The following is a 15,230-nucleotide window of genomic DNA, read 5'->3' as shown; positions in this document are numbered from 1 at the left end:
CTCTCCTGAAACGCTTCGCCATGCGCCGACTCGCCCTTCCGTTCGCCCTCGCCCTGATCGCCGGCTCCATCGCCGCCGCCCGCGCCGCGCCGGCCGCGCCGCCGGTCTCGCCCGTGCCGCCGCCACCGGCCGCCCAGACCGCGACGACACCGTCGACCGCCCAGGAGCCGCCGGTCAACCCGGGCAGCAGCGTCGTGCTGCGCACGTTCCGGTCGGCGTCGCTGAAGCGCGACTGGTCGTACACGGTCTACCTGCCGCCCGGCTACAACCCGGAAGGCGCGCGCTACCCGGTGATGTACCTGCTGCACGGCAACGCCGGCAACGCGAACGACTGGGTCACGCTGGGCCGGCTGCAGGCCACCGCCGACACGCTGATCGAGCGCCGCGAGATTCCGCCCGTCGTGATCGTGATGCCGCAGGGCGGCACCGACTGGTACGTCGATCGCAAGGAGAAGATGCAGAGCGCGTTCCTCAACGACCTGCTGCCCGAGGTCGAAGCGCACTTCGCGGTGTCGAACCAGCGCGCGGGCCGCGCGATCGGCGGCGTGTCGATGGGCGGGTTCGGCGCGCTGCGCTTCTCGCTGCTCGAACCGGGGCTGTTCTGCGGCGCGATGCTGCTGAGCCCCGCGATCTATGCGAACGAGCCGCCGCTCAATTCCGCCGCGCGTTATGTCGGCGTGTTCGGCGACCGGCAGTTCGACGCGCGCGTATGGCACGAGCTCAACTACCCGGCGCTGCTGCGCGGTTATTTCGCGCGCACCTGGCGTGTGCCGATGTTCATCGCGGTCGGCGACGACGACCTGACGATCCAGGCGGAATCGAGCGTGCTGTACACGCAGCTGCGCCGCGCGCAAAACCCGGCGGAGCTGCGCATCGTCGACGGCGGGCATACGTGGGACGTGTGGCGCGGGTTGCTCGGGCAAGGGTTGAAGTACGCGCTCGAGTGCGTGAAGTGACGGCGGGCGGGCATCGCCCGGCCTGTTTTCGTCCGGCCGGCCGCCAGGCGGCAAACGCAAGACCCGGCGCGCCGGTCGCATCCGGCATCGGGCTCAAAGCCACGTGCCGCCCTGCCGCTCGTTCGGCACCTCGTCGAGCGCGTCGAAATCGTGAATCCAGTCCAGGTGATGCAGCACGCTGTCGCGTTCGGCCAGACGCGCGTTGCGCGCCTGCGCGGCCGGTCCGTCGGGCAGGTGCAACACGTCGGCCGCTGAAATCGACGCGTATTGCACCTTGCGTGTCCGGCCGCGACGCAGCCGCTCGTAGGCTTCCTGCGCTTCGCGCCAGTTCCCCGGCCCGGCCTTCGCGAGTTGCGCCGCCAGCACCACCGCATCCTCGATCGACTGATTCGCGCCCTGTCCGTGGTGCGGCACCAGCGCATGCGCGGCATCGCCGATCAACGTCACGCGCCCGCGGCTCCAGCGGCCGAGCGGCGGACGATGAAACAGCCCCCAGCGCTGGCTGATCGGCACCGCGGTGATCATCTGCACGACGGCCGGATGCCAGTCCCTGAACACGCGCAATTGCTCGCCCTCTGCCGCCGGCATGACCCAGTCGCGCGACGGCCACGGCGACGGATGCCGCTCGACCAGCAGGAAGTTCTGGTCGCCGTTGTCGCCGATCGGGTAGTGCAGCAGATGCCCGTGCGGCCCGACCCAGAACTGGATCGTGTCGGCATCCGGCAGCAGGTCCAGGCGCGCGGCCGGCACCACGCCGCGAAAGCCCGAGCAGCCCGAATACAGCGCATCGTCGTAGCCGAGCATCCAGCGCCGCGTGATCGAACGCGCGCCGTCCGCGCCGATCACGAGATCGGCCTCGACGCGCGCGCCGTTGTCGAACGACAGCGTGACGCGATCGGGATGTTGCGCGAGATCGACCAGACGGTGGCCGAGATGAATGCATTCGAGACCGACCGCCTTCGACAGCACGGCCTGCAGATCCGCGCGATGCACGCCCCAGTACGCGCCGCCGAATTGCCGGCGATAGTCGGGTTCGCCGCGATGATGGCCGATCACCGCACCGCTGCGCCCGTCACGATAGACGAGGCCCGGGATATCCGCGCACACCGCCTCGAAGGCCGCGCGCAAGCCCATGCGTTCGTAGAAGCGTGTCGCATTGGCCGACAGCGCGACGGCCGCGCCGACTTCACGCAACGCATGGGTCTGCTCGTAGAGCTGCGCGTCGATGCCGTGCTCGCGCAATGCGAGCGCGAGGGTCAGGCCGCCGATGCCGGCGCCGACGATGGCGATCTTCAGGTTCGTCTGCATGATGAAGGTGTCTCCGATATTCGTTTGGGGGCCCGCGACCGGCGCAGCGGTCATGTCGAATGCATGGTCCGTATCGGTATTTTCAGCAGTGGACTTTCATCCCGCAATAAAATGAAATGAATCTCCTTCATCACTGAATGCAATGAAAGAGGCACCGCGGAACCCATGGAACTGAGCGAGATCGACCTCAACCTGCTGCTGCTTTTCCAGCGGCTGATGCAGGAACGGCGCGTGTCGAGCGTCGCCGAGCAGATGAACATGAGCCAGCCGGGCGTCAGCAACGCGCTCGCGAAGCTGCGCCGCCGGCTCGGCGATCCGCTGTTCGTGCGCGGGCCGGGCGGCGTCGTGCCGACGCCGTTCGCGCTGCAGTTGGCCGAACCCGTATCGCGTGCGCTCGCGACGCTGCATGCCGCGCTGAATCCCGAGACCGGTTTCGATCCGCTGCGCGCGGCCCGCACGCTGACGATCGGCATGACCGATATCGGCGAAGTCGTGTTCCTGCCCGCGCTGCTCGAACACCTGTCGCACGCGGCGCCGGGCATCGCGCTCAATACCGTCCGCAACACGAGCGTCAACCTCGGCGACGAAATGGCCGACGGCCGCGTCGATCTCGCGATCGGCCTGCTGCCGCAGCTCAAGGGCGGGTTCTATCAGCGCCGGCTGTTCGATCAGCGCTATGTGTGCCTGTTCAGGCGCGGCCATCCGCTCGAGGAAGCGCCGCTGACGGTCGAAGCGTGGCGCGACGCCGAACATCTGGTCGTGGTATCGGCCGGCACCGGTCACGGGCAGGTGGACGAATGGCTGCAGCGCCGCCGCGTGAAGCGCCGGGTGCGGCTGACGGTGCCGCATTTCATGAGCGTGGGTTACATCCTGCAGCGCACCGACCTGATCGCAACGGTGCCCGAGCATCTCGCGCTGCAACTCGCCGCGCCGTTCTCGCTCGGCTGGCGCGCACTGCCCGTCACGCTGCCCGGTGCACCGATCCACCTGCTCTGGCATACGCGCGTCAATCAGGACGAAGGGAACCGGTGGCTGCGCGACGTCGTGGTCGACCTGTTCGCGGAGACGGGCACACGGGCACGAAAGGCCGTGCCTGGGCGAAAGAAATAGTCGTCGTCACCACGCGGTCGCACGCGAATCGCGATATCGCTCGAATCCGCGTGCCGCGCATTTAGACTACATTGCCGAAGCGGTCACGACATCGAGCCGCGGTCGCCTCGCTCCTCATTCAACCAGCAGGAAATCAAGCCATGTCTGTCTCGAAGAAATTCGCTGCCGTCACGGGCGCCGGCTCCGGCATCGGTCGCGCGGCGGCCATCGCGCTCGCCCAGGCGGGATTCGCCGTCGCGCTGCTCGGACGCAACGAAGCATCGTTGCGTGAAACGCAGGACGCAATCCGCACCGCCGGCGGCGGCGCGCAGGTGTTTCCCGCCGACGTCACCGACGAAGCATCGGTCGACCACGCGTTCGCGCAGATCGCGCAGCAGTTCGGGCGGCTGGATGTCCTGTTCAACAATGCCGGCCGCAATGCGCCCGTCGTGTCCCTCGACGAATACGACCTCGACGTGTGGAACAGCGTCGTCGCGACGAACCTGACCGGCGTCTTCCTGTGTGCGCGCGCCGCGTGGCGCCTGATGAAAGCGCAGCAGCCGCAAGGCGGCCGCATCATCAACAACGGCTCGATCTCCGCGCACGCGCCGCGCCCCGATACGATCGCGTACACGGCCACCAAGCACGCGGTGACCGGCATCACCAAGTCGCTGGCGCTCGACGGCCGCCGGTACAACATCGCTTGCGGCCAGATCGACATCGGCAACGCCGCGACGTCGCTCACGGAACGGATGACGCAAGGCGTCCCGCAAGCAGACGGCAGCCTCGCGCCCGAGGCGCGCATGGACGTCACGCATGTCGCGAATGCAGTCGTTCAGATGGCGAATCTTCCGCTGGATACGAACATCCTGAACATGACGATCATGGCGACCACGATGCCGTTCGTGGGGCGCGGATAAGCACGCGCTGCGGCCTGCGCCGGGGCGCGCCGCCCGGGCCAGTGCCGGCGTACGCTGCCGGGCCTAGCCCGCCGGGTGACGCGCAGCCGAAGGCAGCGTTGCCGCGGTTCGGCACGCCAGCCATGCAGTCCTTCATGTTCCATCAACCCCGCTTTGCCTTCTTGCCGGCAGGCGGAGGCTTGCAATGGCGAACTGGCGGCGGTCCTTGCCGCGAATCCAGAGCGGCGCGTTACCGCGCCCGCTCCACTCCTTCCCGCTCGCGGGATCGCGATGCCGCGCCGGCAATACTTTCACCATGTACGGGCCCCGGCTGCCGTTGCGGCCGACCGGGTCGCGATGCTTGATCGCATACGTGTCCATCAACGCGTGAACCTTCTCGAACGCGTCGACGCGTTCGCGTGCACGCGCGCGTTCGATCTCCTCATCCAGTGCGGCCAGCTCCGCAACGAGCTGCGCATAGGTCTTGCTCACGCTCATCTTCTGCTTCATGCCACGCATCCGCATGCGGATCGACATGATTCGCATGACTAAAAGATGGTTACACCACACGCCGCACGGGCGGCATTCACCGGGGCGGCAGGCGACGCTCACAAGCGGCAATCCCTGGCACCCTGGCGGCGCATCGACGCCCCCAGCTTGCCGCGACGCCACGCTTCAGTGAGGCAGGCTGATTGCCTCCTGTTCGTCCTCGAGCAGTTGAACGAGCTGCGATAGCGGGGACCGTTGACGACAACGGACCCGTAACCTGTCTCGGCGAGATCAATCGGTTCCTGTCGAACCCAAACTCGTATCGGCGATCGAGCGGCAGGTGATGCGGGAGCCGCAGTTATCTCCGCCACCGTTCGTCGCCCGCATTTTTTCCGAACAGCGCGTCCTCGAATGCTCGATTGAGTTCGGTCAATTTCGCGTCGAGCCGAGCCAGTTCCCGATGGGCCGGTAACGGATGATTGCCGGATATCGCGAGTGTTCCGTGCCCGACGTTCACATCCGCATCGAGTCGCATCGAGTGGCTGCAATGCAAGTCGCTCATCAAAGCATCGATTCGCGTCACGATGGCTGCGCGCGCATGTCGCTCCAATGCGACAACCGGGCCGCCTGCTTCAACGGGCAGGCGGGTCGCCACGATTCGGCCATGCAGCCAGCAGTACAGCAGCGTGTCCAGCAACCGTCGGGCGTCGCCGGATACACGCAGCATGCGCCACGCGGCCAACGGCCTGATAGCCATGCGCACGTCGTGAAAGCGGCGATCGGCCGCGCGCGTCTGCGCCGCCCCCGGCCGCGTGCCATCGTCGCGTTCGTGTACGAGTTCGCGCAGCGCAGCCAACAGGCTGTGCGAGCGCGTCGCGATGTGGCGCGACGCCGCCAGCGGCATCACCAGCAGCGCCGCCGCGAGCGAAACCGAACAGCCGATCAACACCTCGCCGATACGCAGTTCCGCGAGCAGGCCGATCTCGAAACCCAGTTGCGCATAGACGAGGCCGATCAGCACCGTGAGAAAGAAAACACCGCGCCCATAGGCGTGCAGGATGTGGTACGCCCAGGCAAACACACAAACGCCCATTACGATGGTCACGAGTGCATTCGCATGATGAACGGCGCCGACGACGAGTACGCTCGCGAGCGCGCCGGCGAGCGTACCGGCGATGCGTTGCGCGCCGCGATAGATCGTGTCCGCGCACGAATACGTGCCAAAGAACACGACGAACGTGCTAAGCACCGCCCACATCCACCGTTCCGACGACAGCGTCTCGCCGATCAACATCGCGGCGCACGCAGCCGCCGCAGCGCGGATCGCCGGTAACCATGCGAGCGTGCGCCAGTCGGCGCCCCACCAACCCGCACGCGCGTGCCGCGGCACCGCGGACGGACGTGCGGTGGTCATGCGCGCCGCCACTTCGTCGGCGACGCTATCGAAGCGGGCGATCGCGGCGCGTAGTGCCGCGGTGGCGGTGGCGGTCCGATCGTGGTTCAGCACGCGTCGAGCCGACGCGATCTCCAATGCGACGAGCGCGGCATGCAACGCATGCGCGTCGCCTTCATCGAGTGTCGACGCCTGATTCTCGAGTGCGATGGCGGCTTCGTTCAGCGCCAGTAAATGCGCCATCGCATCCAGTGCGCCAGCGTCCGATACGTCGCTTCGCGCAATGCATGCCGCTTGCAGCGATACGGAACGCGCGATGAGCCGTGGCGTGGGCGCCGCATGCGCCGACAACAGCAACCGGCAGACGAGCACGACGCTTGCGGGGCCTGCGATCGACATCGCCAGCATGCGGTCGATCTGTAGCGCGGTCGGATGCAGATAGAGACCAAGGTAGTACATGGCGATCGCGAGGAACGCACATCCGATCGTGCGCGGCCCCCGGGTTTGGCACAGCATCGAACAGAACAGGACGATCACGAAACCCGCCTTGCCGACGGCGGGCCACGCGCTCACGACGGCGGCCGCGGCGAAACTCGCGCATGCGACGCCGTACTGCCATGCAAGCGATTCATACCAGTCCAGCCGGTGAGCATCGCGCAGGAAGAGTGGCGCGATCATCGAGAAAAGTATGCCCACGGCGCCGGTGGTGATCGCAAAACCGAGATGGAGCGCCGATGCAATGCCGAGCGCTCCGGCAAGCAAGCTCGCCAGGGCGGCGCGCGCACCGCCCAGCAGACGATGAAGACCGGGGTCGACTATGAACAGGCGGTCAATCACCCGTGACAACGAAACAGCTGACATGATCGAAGAATTCCAACAGGCAGCGCGGCTGCTTCCGGCCGGGATGCCGGCCGCGGTTTTCACGGCGGCCGTCGCGAGTCGCGAGGGCCGTCGCGCCGAACTCAAAACACGCGATCCACCCAGCCGTGGCGATCGGCTTCGCGCCCGTTCTGGATATCGAGCAGCGCCGCCTTCAGGCGCGACGTGACCGGCCCCGCACCGCCTTCGCCGATCGTGAAGTCGTACGCACGGCCCTTCACCCGGCCGATCGCCGTCACGACCGCCGCCGTGCCGCACGCGAACGCCTCGACCAGCCGACCGCTGCGCGCATCCACCTGCCACTGCTCGATCGTGTAGCCCTCCTCCCGCACCGTGTAATTCAGATCCCGGGCCAGCGTGATCAACGACGCGCGCGTGATGCCCGGCAGAATCGTCCCGTTCAGCGGCGGCGTCTGGATCGACCCGTCGTCGAACACGAAGAACACGTTCATTCCCCCCAGTTCCTCGATCCAGCGGCGTTCGACCGCATCGAGAAACACCACCTGCTCGCAGCCTTCACGGATCGCCTCCGCCTGCGCAACCAGGCTCGCCGCATAGTTGCCGCCGCATTTCGCGTCGCCCGTGCCGCCCGGCGCCGCCCGCGTGTAGTGCTCCGACACCCACAGCGTCACCCCCGACGCGCCGCTCTTGAAGTACGCGCCGACCGGCGTAGCGATCACGCAGTACAGATACTCCGGCGACGGCTTCACGCCGAGCACCGCCTCCGTCGCGATCATGAACGGACGCAAATACAGCGCCGCGCCGTCGAACGCCGGAATCCAGTCGCGATCGGCCCGGACCAGCGCACGTACCGATTCGACGAACATCGCCTCCGGCAACGGCGCCATCGAGAGCCGCTCGGCCGAATGGCGAAAGCGCCGCGCATTCGCATCGGGACGGAACAGCGCCGCGCCGCCGTCGGGCAACCGGTAAGCTTTCAGGCCCTCGAAGATTTCCTGCGCGTAGTGCAGCACGAGCGTCGCCGGATCGAACCGGAACGCTTCACGCGGCCCGATTTTCGCGTGATGCCACCCTCGTTCCGCCGAGTACCGGATCGTCACCATGTGATCCGTGAAGACACGGCCGAAACCGGGATTGTCGAGCAGCGCCGCGCGCTCGGCCGCCGCGACGGGATGAGGATTTTGTTCGAATTCGAAGTGCTGGACGGAATCGGTGCTCATCTTTTGCCCCTTGATCGGCAGCGGGACCGTCCCGGCTGCTACGGGCAAAAATTTATCGTAGAAAAAATAATTTCAGGTTGCGTGTTCGACTTAAGATCGGAGCAGTTTGGCAATTCAATGCTTCAAAAAGTGAACATTCAGGCATCGTGTGCCTCAACTCAACCTATCGGACCAATGGCCGAGATCGAGCTGGACGAAACGGACCGTCGCATTCTGAGAGCGCTCCAGGAAGATGGGCGGATCCAGAACGTGGAACTTGCGCAGAAAGTGGGCTTGTCGCCGTCACCGTGCCTGCGTCGAGTCAAGCAACTGGAACAGGCTGGCGTCATCGAGCGCTACGCGGCGCTGCTCGACGCATCGAAGATCGGTGCGGGGTTGACCGTCTTCGTCCGCATCTGGCTGACGAGCCAGGACGCGAAAACCGTCGACCGTTTCACCGAGGCGGTTCAACGTCTTCCGCAGGTTCTCGAGTGCCACTTGATGGCGGGCGATTGCGATTGCCTGCTGCGTGTCGTGACTGCCGACATCGACGCCTATCGGAAGCTCCAGATCGACCACTTGACCCGGATCGACGGCGTGCAGAGCGTAAAGACCGAGATTCCGATGCAGAAGATCAAGCAGACTTCCGTGCTTCCGCTTTGACCTTGGCGATAGCCCGGGCCGTCGCGACATCGGGCGCTGCCGCCCCCCGCTTCCGACCGATCTCGGTGCGTGTGTCAGTCCGGAACGCGTGCAGTCGATCGCATCCGGGCCGAGCCGACGGCAACGACCGCGCCGCCCAGTATCGCCATGGCGATCGAAGTCAGCGTCATGACGAGCGCAACGCGCCCGTGACCGGAGAAGAGCCCCACAAGCAGCCCGGCAAGCGGCTGCGTCGCGTTGTTCAGCAGAACGATGACGCCTATCGTCTTGCCGTAATCCCGAGGGGGGATGATGGCCTGCCGTGCGCTGCGTATATACACGTTGAACATCTTGTCGAAGCCGATGACCATCAGGAAACCGGCAACGTACATCGCAATCGAACCCGACATGCCCATCACGAGGCCGCCAGCCGCGATCGCAGCGAATGCGACGATGCCGAGCCGCACGCGCGATACCTCGATACGCGCGACGAACAACAGGATCGCGACCGTCGCGACGGCACCCGCGACCTGCAGTGCGGCATAGAAACCGCCTGACTGTCGAAACGCACCGGTGACCATTGCAGCCGACGTCGCAAGTGTCGTCCCGATCACGAGGTTTTCCGCCGCCGCAAGCAGGACCAGCCGCAAGAGCCCCGGCAGCGTGACGACATGCGTCAGCGCCACGCCGAACGGCGCATACCACGGCCCCACCGAGCGTTCGGGAGGCGCAATGCTTGCCGTGCTGGTCCGTTGCCATACGAATGTCAACCTGTCCGCCGCGACAAACAGGAGCGCCGCGCAAGCGACGGCCCACTCCCAGGTACGGAATCCAAGCAGCGCCGCCGCGACGATCGGCCCGAGCACGACACCCAGCTGATCGGCAAGCTGCGTATAGGCCAGCACTTTCTCGAAGCGCTGCCGCGGGAAAATCTGTGGCAGCAGCACCTCCCGAGCGACGAGGCCCTGGCTCGTCAGTACGCCGCATACGGCGGACAACGCGATCAGCCAGCCGATTCCACTCCAGGCGACATAGCCGGCGATGCCGATCAAGCAAGCGACAGCGCGGCTGGTCTGGCTCGCTCGCAGCACGCGAATCGGGGACACGCGGTCGCTCAATGCACCGCAAATCGGGAAGGCGATGAATCGCGGGAACGCTTCAATGAAAAAAGCGAGCCCGGACCACGTCGCTTTCTGAGTGACCTGAAAGACGACGAGCGGGACCAGAAACAGCAGCATCTGGTCTGCAAGCCGCGACAGAAAAAGAGAACCCAGAAAAGCCGGCTGATCGACGCGCATCACGCGTATGCCCCCCCGTAAGATTGTTCGGAAGTCTTCTGATTCCAGGGCAACGTTCTCAGATTTCTTCCGACCACACCATGTTCTCGCGCGCCATCAGCGCGGAAGATGCAGCAGGCCCGAACGTGCCGGCGATATAGTTGCGCGGTCGGTCGCCGAGTTCCTTCCAGCCGTTGAGAATCGGTTCTACCCACGCCCATGCCGCTTCGAGCTCGTCGCAGCGCATGAAATGACTGGTCGTACACGGTCTACCTGCCGCCCGGCTACAACCCGGAAGGCGCGCGCTACCCGGTGATGTACCTGCTGCACGGCAACGCCGGCAACGCGAACTCATGGCGACCACGATGCCGTTCGTGGGGCGCGGATAAGCACACGCTGCGGCCTGCGCCGGGGCGCGTCGCCCGGGCCAGTGCCGGCGTACGCTGCCGGGCTTCGCCCGCCGGGTGACGCGCAGCCGTGGGCAGCGCTGCCGCAGTTCGGCACGCCGGCCATGCCGTCCTTCATGTTCCATCAACCCCGCTTTGCCTTCTTGCCGGCAGGCGGTGGCTTGCAAATGGCGAACTGGCGGCGGTCCTTGCCGCGAATCCAGAGCGGCGCGTTACCGCGCCCACTCCACTCCTTCCCGCTCGCGGGGTCGCGATACCGCGCCGGCAATACTTTCACCATGTACGGGCCCCGGCTACCGTTGCGGCCGACCAGGTCGCGATGCTTGATCGCATAGGTATCCATCAACGAGTGAACCGCCGCGATCGCATCGACGCGTTCGCGCGCGCGTGCTCGCTCGATTTCCTCGTCCAGTTCGGCCAGCTCGACTACGAGCTGTGCATAGGTCTTGCTCGCGCTCATCTTCTTCATGCCCGCATCCAGATCTGCATGCGAACCGCCATGATTCGCATCACTAACTGACTGTTTCACGACACCCCGTGACGACGGTATCCACTCGATCGGCAAGCGGCTGGCGTCGGCGCGTCGAAGCACGCGACACGCGGGTAACGACACACCGCCGCGCACCGGTACACAGTGCGCGCCCCCGCGTCGACCCGAACGTCCGCCCGGGGAATCCCCGCTGCAGACGTCCGGCGGCACAATCGCGCCCTGCGTTTCAAATATCAAGTGATATTTGAAACGCGATCGTAATGGTATCTATCTCAAATATCAACTGATATCCTGCCTGTCATGAACATGCCCTCCCTTCCCCCGCGGCTGAGCCGCGAAGAAAGCCGACAGCAGACTCGCGCCCATTTGCTCGCCGCGGCGAAGCGGCTGTTCGTCGATCGCGGGTTCGGCGCGACGTCGCTCAGGGATATCGCGGCCGAGGCCGGTTATACGCAGGGCGCGTTCTATTCGAATTTCGCGAGCAAGGAGGAATTGTTCGTCGAACTGATGCGGGAGCGTTCGACGACGCAGGTGGCCGACATCGCGCGGGCGCTGAGCGACCCGTCCGCGTCCGGGGAGGACATTCTGAATGCGCTGGACGTCTGGTCGCGGACCGTCGATGCCGAGCCCGAATGGTCGGTGCTGGGCGTCGAGTTCAAGCTTCAGGGGCGGCGCAACCCCGCTTTCGCCATCGCGTCGCAGGCGATGCTGGACGCCCATCGCGATGGCCTCGCCTATTGCATCGAGCAGATTTTCGCGCGGCTGAAGAAAGTGCCGCCCGAACCACCGGCCGTCCTGGCCATGTCGTTCATGGGGCTCTCGCAAGGCCTGTCGCTGCAGCAGTCGATCCTGTCCGAGGTGCCGATCGGGCACATGATCATGGTGTTCCTGCGTAGCCTGCTGGCCACGGCCGAGCCGGCAGGTTGACCGGAAAGGTCACTCGCGACCGGGAAATGACCGGCTCCACGATGGAGCCGGATCGCGCGTGATGCCGTGCGGGCCATTGCGGCCGCTCGACGCACGCGAGGGCGCCCATATCCGGGCAGTGCCGCAGCTCCACCGCTCACGAACGCCGGGATGCCGCTGTGATGCGCCGCCTGCGGATGTGCAGCGTCATGCCCGCAGGATCTCCTCGGCGACCTGTTCGAACGTCACCCGCCCTTGTCGAAGCTCGACGGTATCGTCGCTCCCGAAATCGATGTGCCCGCTGTTCAGCCCGTGATTCAGTTCGATGAATCCATTTATCGCCACACTGGAGAACAGATTCATCGTGAGTACGCCAGCCCACTCCGAAGACTCGAGCGCCATCGGCCTCACCGGTCGATCCAGCGCGCGCGCAAAGATCGCCGCGATGTCGGCAGGCGAATATGCAGTCGGCCCTTCCAGGCCGATCTTCCGGACGCCTGTCCAGTCTTCACGCAGCAAGCCCGCCGCGCGCACCGCTTCGGCAACGGCGCGCGCCGTCACGTCCGCGTGTTCGAACAGGTTCTCCCGCGCATAGTTGGGCGGCTTGACCAGATACGCGCCATGCCGTTCGTCAATGCCCCGAAATCATTCGACAACACCGCGCCCGCCGGCACACGTGATCGCTCCCTCGCGCCGTTCGGCATGCACATGGACATCGACCGGCCAGCCCGGCTCGAGCACCGACAGGATGCACCCTGGTATCGCGTGCGGCGCAGCTTCGGCCGCTGAATCACCGACCGCAAATCGTCTACGGCAGGGATTTCCGCGTCGCCCCATCACCCCGCGCCAGCAAATCATTTTGCCCAGTCTTTTACATCCCTTCCACACTGCCGATATTAAAAATTGCAATGCGGGGGCATTGCAAATTCCAATTAAATCCGGGGGAGGTGTCGCGTGGAAGCCATTCTTCAAAGCGTCTATCGCTCATATCGGACGCTGCCCGAACTCATCGAGCCAATGATGCTCGCCTTGATCGGGAAGCTGAGGTTGCCAGCGGCGTCGATATGGCTGCGCGACGTAGGCACCTTGAAGCTCGGCTGCAACGGCGATGCCGTCGATTTTGCCTGGGTCGGCGACGGGAGCAGCGGCCAGGATCGACATGACCTGCACGATGGCGACTTCGCTCGGTTCGCCGTGATCTACGCGGGCGAGCAGATCGGCGAACTTCGGCTGCCCGAACCGGATACGTCAGCGGACGCTGATTCCCGCCGGGAATTGGGCACACAGTTCGCTCGATGGTGTGCGCTGCTGAGCATGCGCTATGAAGTGCAGCGATGGACCCAAGCGCGATTGGGCCATCCGCTGCTGCTTGTCGGGATATCGAAAGCGTTGCAACAAATGGAAGTGTTCGTCGAACGGGCATCTCGCAGCACGCTTCCCGTGCTGCTGGCGGGCGAATTCGGTACCGAGAAAATCCCGTTGGCGGTGGCGCTGCATTGCAACGGCCCGAGGCGCGACGGGCCGTTCATCGAGGTGAATTGCGCCGAACCGGCAGGCGAGCCCGCGCAATGGTTCAAGCAGGCAGCCGGCGGCACCTTGTTTTTCAATGGCATCGATGAACTGACTCCCCGCCTTCAGAGCCAATTGCCCCAACATATGCATTCACGGCTCGGGCAATGGCTGACCGTGCCGGATGCAAGCGAGGCGCGCGTGGTGGCGTCGACGACATCCAATCTGCGGCAGCAAGTCGAAGACGGGCGGTTCTCGCGAGCGCTGCTGGCCGAACTCGATTTCCTGTCGGTCAGCATTCCACCGCTGCGCACGCGCACGCTTGACATTGCGCCGCTGGTCGTCGCTGCGCTCGAGCGTCATGGCCATGTCGCGGACAACAAATGCAGCGATGCGTTGATTGCCGCTTGCGAGGCCTACGCGTGGCCGGAAAACCTCTTCGAGCTCGAGCGCGTGATTGCGCGTCTCGCGGTGATGGCGGACAACATGCCGATCAGCCTCGAAGACATCGCGCACCATACACCCTGGATGGCGCCGCCGTCGGCCGGCGCTCACGCCGGCACGCCGACGTCGCCCGAACGACTCAACGCGGAGCCGGCGGGAGCCTCGGCCGCGGATGAAGCCGCGTCAGGCGCCCTGGCGCCGCTGGCGCATTGGGCGCATTGCGCCGTGACGCGCGACGCGGCGGCACTCGGCCATTTGCATAAGGCGCTGCGCAAGGCGCTGCTGTATCTGGGCGAACATTATGCGAGCGCGGTTTCGATGGACCATCTGGCACGGCATGCGCATGTGAGTCCGTCGCACCTGAGCTATCTGTTCCGCCACGCGTTGAACACCGCATTCAAGCCGCTTCTGCAATATATCCGCATTGAAAAGGCGAAAGAGCTGCTGATACGCGACAACGGCATACGCATCACCGAAGTCGCCTTGAGTGTCGGCTTCGGTGACTTGAGCCACTTCGAGAAGAGCTTTCGCCGCATCGTGGGGGTGAGTCCACGGGAATACAGACATGCGGTCACGTGAAGCGCAGGGACTACGACGACTGGCACGGCTCGGACGGGTCCGCCAGGCTCGACGTGCTCAAATCCACCTGAATGTTCCCGATCGGCGCACCCCGCAGCAGCAGCGCGCAGTTCTGTTGACACTGCCACGCCACGGCATCCGGATAACCCGAGCCGGAAGGCGCGCCGTCAGGAAAATCGTCGAGGGCACCGACATACGGATGCGCGGCATCGGTCGGTATGTTCCAGGCCCAGATGCGCAGCGCGGGAGCCGGGCTCAACGTGGCCATCAGCGACGCCATCGTTGCGGCCAGATCGTGTGAGCAATAGATGCCCGGGTGATAGCCGCGTTTCATCACCGCGGCAGCCCACGCGCGGAGATAGACCCGGGCGTCCGTGCCGAGCGCGTTGCCGTCTTCCCAGTCGATGAATACGTAGGAGTTGGGCGAAAATCCTTCGCGGTTCATCAACCGGGCTGCCTCGGAACCGTCGATGGCACCCTGCGATGCCGATACGTCATGCGAGCCGGCGCCAGTCGTTTGCTGGCCCACGTAGATGGGCAGCAAACCCCAGCCTTTTTCGATCAGCATCCCGCGGTTGCCCATCCAGCTGGTGTTGCCGTGACTGGGGGCAGGAGCCAGATAGTAGCCGCACCAGACGAGGTTGGTATTGCGCTTCAGCCATTCGAGTTGCGCGTGGCCGGGAAAGATATCGGTGTCGAAGCCTGCGTAGTAGCTCATGATCGTGTCCTGCCTGTCGCGATGAAGGTCTGGAAATTCCATGTGGCCGTGGTACGCCGCGCGCGCAAAACCGAGAGCGGTATCC

The 15,230-nt window shown here is 65.3% G+C and carries 15 protein-coding genes and 2 pseudogenes; 8 read left to right on the top strand and 9 right to left on the bottom strand.

Annotated elements, in window-relative coordinates:
• The first annotated feature begins 20 nt into the window (after positions 1-20).
• The gene (locus AC5LXX_RS21885; RefSeq protein ID WP_493413120.1) at positions 21-956 is read left to right on the top strand and encodes an alpha/beta hydrolase; all 936 of its coding nucleotides are present in this window, start codon (positions 21-23) and stop codon (positions 954-956) included.
• A gap of 93 nt (positions 957-1,049) precedes the next feature.
• On the opposite strand, the gene AC5LXX_RS21880 is transcribed toward AC5LXX_RS21885, so the two are convergent.
• Entirely contained in the window at positions 1,050-2,264 is a 1,215-nt protein-coding gene (locus AC5LXX_RS21880; RefSeq protein ID WP_493413119.1) for an FAD-dependent monooxygenase, read from the bottom strand.
• A 165-nt stretch (positions 2,265-2,429) separates the two neighbouring features.
• Here AC5LXX_RS21880 and AC5LXX_RS21875 point away from each other — a divergent pair, with 165 nt between their 5' ends.
• Positions 2,430-3,374: a LysR family transcriptional regulator gene (locus AC5LXX_RS21875; RefSeq protein ID WP_493413118.1), complete on the top strand. Its 945-nt coding sequence runs from the start codon at positions 2,430-2,432 to the stop codon at positions 3,372-3,374.
• A 140-nt stretch (positions 3,375-3,514) separates the two neighbouring features.
• Positions 3,515-4,273, top strand: coding sequence for an SDR family oxidoreductase (locus AC5LXX_RS21870; RefSeq protein WP_493413117.1), 759 nt, complete (start codon positions 3,515-3,517; stop codon positions 4,271-4,273).
• 132 nt (positions 4,274-4,405) lie between these two features.
• On the opposite strand, the gene AC5LXX_RS21865 is transcribed toward AC5LXX_RS21870, so the two are convergent.
• The 3 genes from AC5LXX_RS21865 to AC5LXX_RS21855 all read right to left on the bottom strand — a co-directional run bounded on the left by AC5LXX_RS21865 (position 4,406) and on the right by AC5LXX_RS21855 (position 8,194).
• Complete coding sequence (locus AC5LXX_RS21865) at positions 4,406-4,864, bottom strand: H-NS histone family protein (RefSeq protein ID WP_493413116.1); 459 nt, start codon at positions 4,862-4,864, stop codon at positions 4,406-4,408.
• A 235-nt stretch (positions 4,865-5,099) separates the two neighbouring features.
• Positions 5,100-7,058 carry an FUSC family protein gene (locus AC5LXX_RS21860; protein ID WP_493413115.1) on the bottom strand — a complete coding sequence of 653 codons (1,959 nt, stop codon included), beginning with the start codon at positions 7,056-7,058 and terminating at the stop codon, positions 5,100-5,102.
• A 38-nt stretch (positions 7,059-7,096) separates the two neighbouring features.
• Positions 7,097-8,194: a branched-chain amino acid aminotransferase gene (locus AC5LXX_RS21855; protein WP_493413114.1), complete on the bottom strand. Its 1,098-nt coding sequence runs from the start codon at positions 8,192-8,194 to the stop codon at positions 7,097-7,099.
• A 183-nt stretch (positions 8,195-8,377) separates the two neighbouring features.
• Here AC5LXX_RS21855 and AC5LXX_RS21850 point away from each other — a divergent pair, with 183 nt between their 5' ends.
• Positions 8,378-8,836, top strand: a complete 459-nt coding sequence (locus AC5LXX_RS21850) for an Lrp/AsnC family transcriptional regulator (protein ID WP_493413395.1) — start codon at positions 8,378-8,380, stop codon at positions 8,834-8,836.
• A 74-nt stretch (positions 8,837-8,910) separates the two neighbouring features.
• Here AC5LXX_RS21850 and AC5LXX_RS21845 read toward each other — a convergent pair whose 3' ends face one another.
• The gene (locus AC5LXX_RS21845; RefSeq protein WP_493413113.1) at positions 8,911-10,113 is read right to left on the bottom strand and encodes an MFS transporter; all 1,203 of its coding nucleotides are present in this window, start codon (positions 10,111-10,113) and stop codon (positions 8,911-8,913) included.
• Between the two features lie 58 nt (positions 10,114-10,171).
• Positions 10,172-10,348: pseudogene (locus AC5LXX_RS21840) on the bottom strand (glucose-6-phosphate dehydrogenase); the annotation flags it as partial.
• 17 nt (positions 10,349-10,365) lie between these two features.
• Between AC5LXX_RS21840 and AC5LXX_RS21835 the strand changes: the two are divergent.
• Positions 10,366-10,449 (top strand): annotated as a pseudogene (locus AC5LXX_RS21835) (esterase family protein); the annotation flags it as partial.
• Positions 10,450-10,623: 174 nt separating this feature from the next.
• Here the strand turns inward: AC5LXX_RS21835 and AC5LXX_RS21830 are convergent.
• Positions 10,624-10,968, bottom strand: coding sequence for an H-NS histone family protein (locus AC5LXX_RS21830; protein WP_493413112.1), 345 nt, complete (start codon positions 10,966-10,968; stop codon positions 10,624-10,626).
• Between the two features lie 321 nt (positions 10,969-11,289).
• Here AC5LXX_RS21830 and AC5LXX_RS21825 point away from each other — a divergent pair, with 321 nt between their 5' ends.
• The gene (locus tag AC5LXX_RS21825; protein ID WP_493413111.1) at positions 11,290-11,916 is read left to right on the top strand and encodes a TetR/AcrR family transcriptional regulator; all 627 of its coding nucleotides are present in this window, start codon (positions 11,290-11,292) and stop codon (positions 11,914-11,916) included.
• Positions 11,917-12,102: 186 nt separating this feature from the next.
• Here AC5LXX_RS21825 and AC5LXX_RS21820 read toward each other — a convergent pair whose 3' ends face one another.
• Positions 12,103-12,456, bottom strand: a complete 354-nt coding sequence (locus AC5LXX_RS21820) for a hypothetical protein (protein WP_493413110.1) — start codon at positions 12,454-12,456, stop codon at positions 12,103-12,105.
• A gap of 60 nt (positions 12,457-12,516) precedes the next feature.
• Between AC5LXX_RS21820 and AC5LXX_RS21815 the strand changes: the two genes are divergently transcribed.
• Both AC5LXX_RS21815 and AC5LXX_RS21810 read left to right on the top strand, forming a co-directional pair.
• Positions 12,517-12,684 carry a hypothetical protein gene (locus tag AC5LXX_RS21815; RefSeq protein ID WP_493413109.1) on the top strand — a complete coding sequence of 56 codons (168 nt, stop codon included), beginning with the start codon at positions 12,517-12,519 and terminating at the stop codon, positions 12,682-12,684.
• A 165-nt stretch (positions 12,685-12,849) separates the two neighbouring features.
• Positions 12,850-14,427 (top strand): helix-turn-helix domain-containing protein, encoded by a 1,578-nt coding sequence (locus tag AC5LXX_RS21810; RefSeq protein WP_493413108.1) that lies wholly within the window; start codon positions 12,850-12,852, stop codon positions 14,425-14,427.
• A gap of 10 nt (positions 14,428-14,437) precedes the next feature.
• Here the strand turns inward: AC5LXX_RS21810 and AC5LXX_RS21805 are convergent, their stop codons facing one another.
• Positions 14,438-15,145, bottom strand: coding sequence for a glycoside hydrolase domain-containing protein (locus AC5LXX_RS21805; RefSeq protein ID WP_493413107.1), 708 nt, complete (start codon positions 15,143-15,145; stop codon positions 14,438-14,440).
• Between the last annotated feature and the right edge of the window lie 85 nt (positions 15,146-15,230).

This window comes from Burkholderia torrens (assembly GCF_984668525.1).
Note: the sequence above shows the minus strand (reverse complement) of the source record. Positions and strands in the feature narration are given on the sequence as shown.

What these genes read in the sequence shown, in the direction of transcription:
- AC5LXX_RS21885 (WP_493413120.1), top strand. Translation starts at nt 21, where the DNA reads ATGCGCCGACTCGCCCTTCCGTTCGCCCTCGCCCTGATCGCCGGCTCC.
- AC5LXX_RS21880 (WP_493413119.1), bottom strand. Translation starts at nt 2,264, where the DNA reads ATGCAGACGAACCTGAAGATCGCCATCGTCGGCGCCGGCATCGGCGGC.
- AC5LXX_RS21875 (WP_493413118.1), top strand. Translation starts at nt 2,430, where the DNA reads ATGGAACTGAGCGAGATCGACCTCAACCTGCTGCTGCTTTTCCAGCGG.
- AC5LXX_RS21870 (WP_493413117.1), top strand. Translation starts at nt 3,515, where the DNA reads ATGTCTGTCTCGAAGAAATTCGCTGCCGTCACGGGCGCCGGCTCCGGC.
- AC5LXX_RS21855 (WP_493413114.1), bottom strand. Translation starts at nt 8,194, where the DNA reads ATGAGCACCGATTCCGTCCAGCACTTCGAATTCGAACAAAATCCTCAT.
- AC5LXX_RS21845 (WP_493413113.1), bottom strand. Translation starts at nt 10,113, where the DNA reads ATGCGCGTCGATCAGCCGGCTTTTCTGGGTTCTCTTTTTCTGTCGCGG.
- AC5LXX_RS21830 (WP_493413112.1), bottom strand. Translation starts at nt 10,968, where the DNA reads ATGAAGAAGATGAGCGCGAGCAAGACCTATGCACAGCTCGTAGTCGAG.
- AC5LXX_RS21825 (WP_493413111.1), top strand. Translation starts at nt 11,290, where the DNA reads ATGAACATGCCCTCCCTTCCCCCGCGGCTGAGCCGCGAAGAAAGCCGA.
- AC5LXX_RS21815 (WP_493413109.1), top strand. Translation starts at nt 12,517, where the DNA reads ATGCCGTTCGTCAATGCCCCGAAATCATTCGACAACACCGCGCCCGCC.
- AC5LXX_RS21805 (WP_493413107.1), bottom strand. Translation starts at nt 15,145, where the DNA reads ATGAGCTACTACGCAGGCTTCGACACCGATATCTTTCCCGGCCACGCG.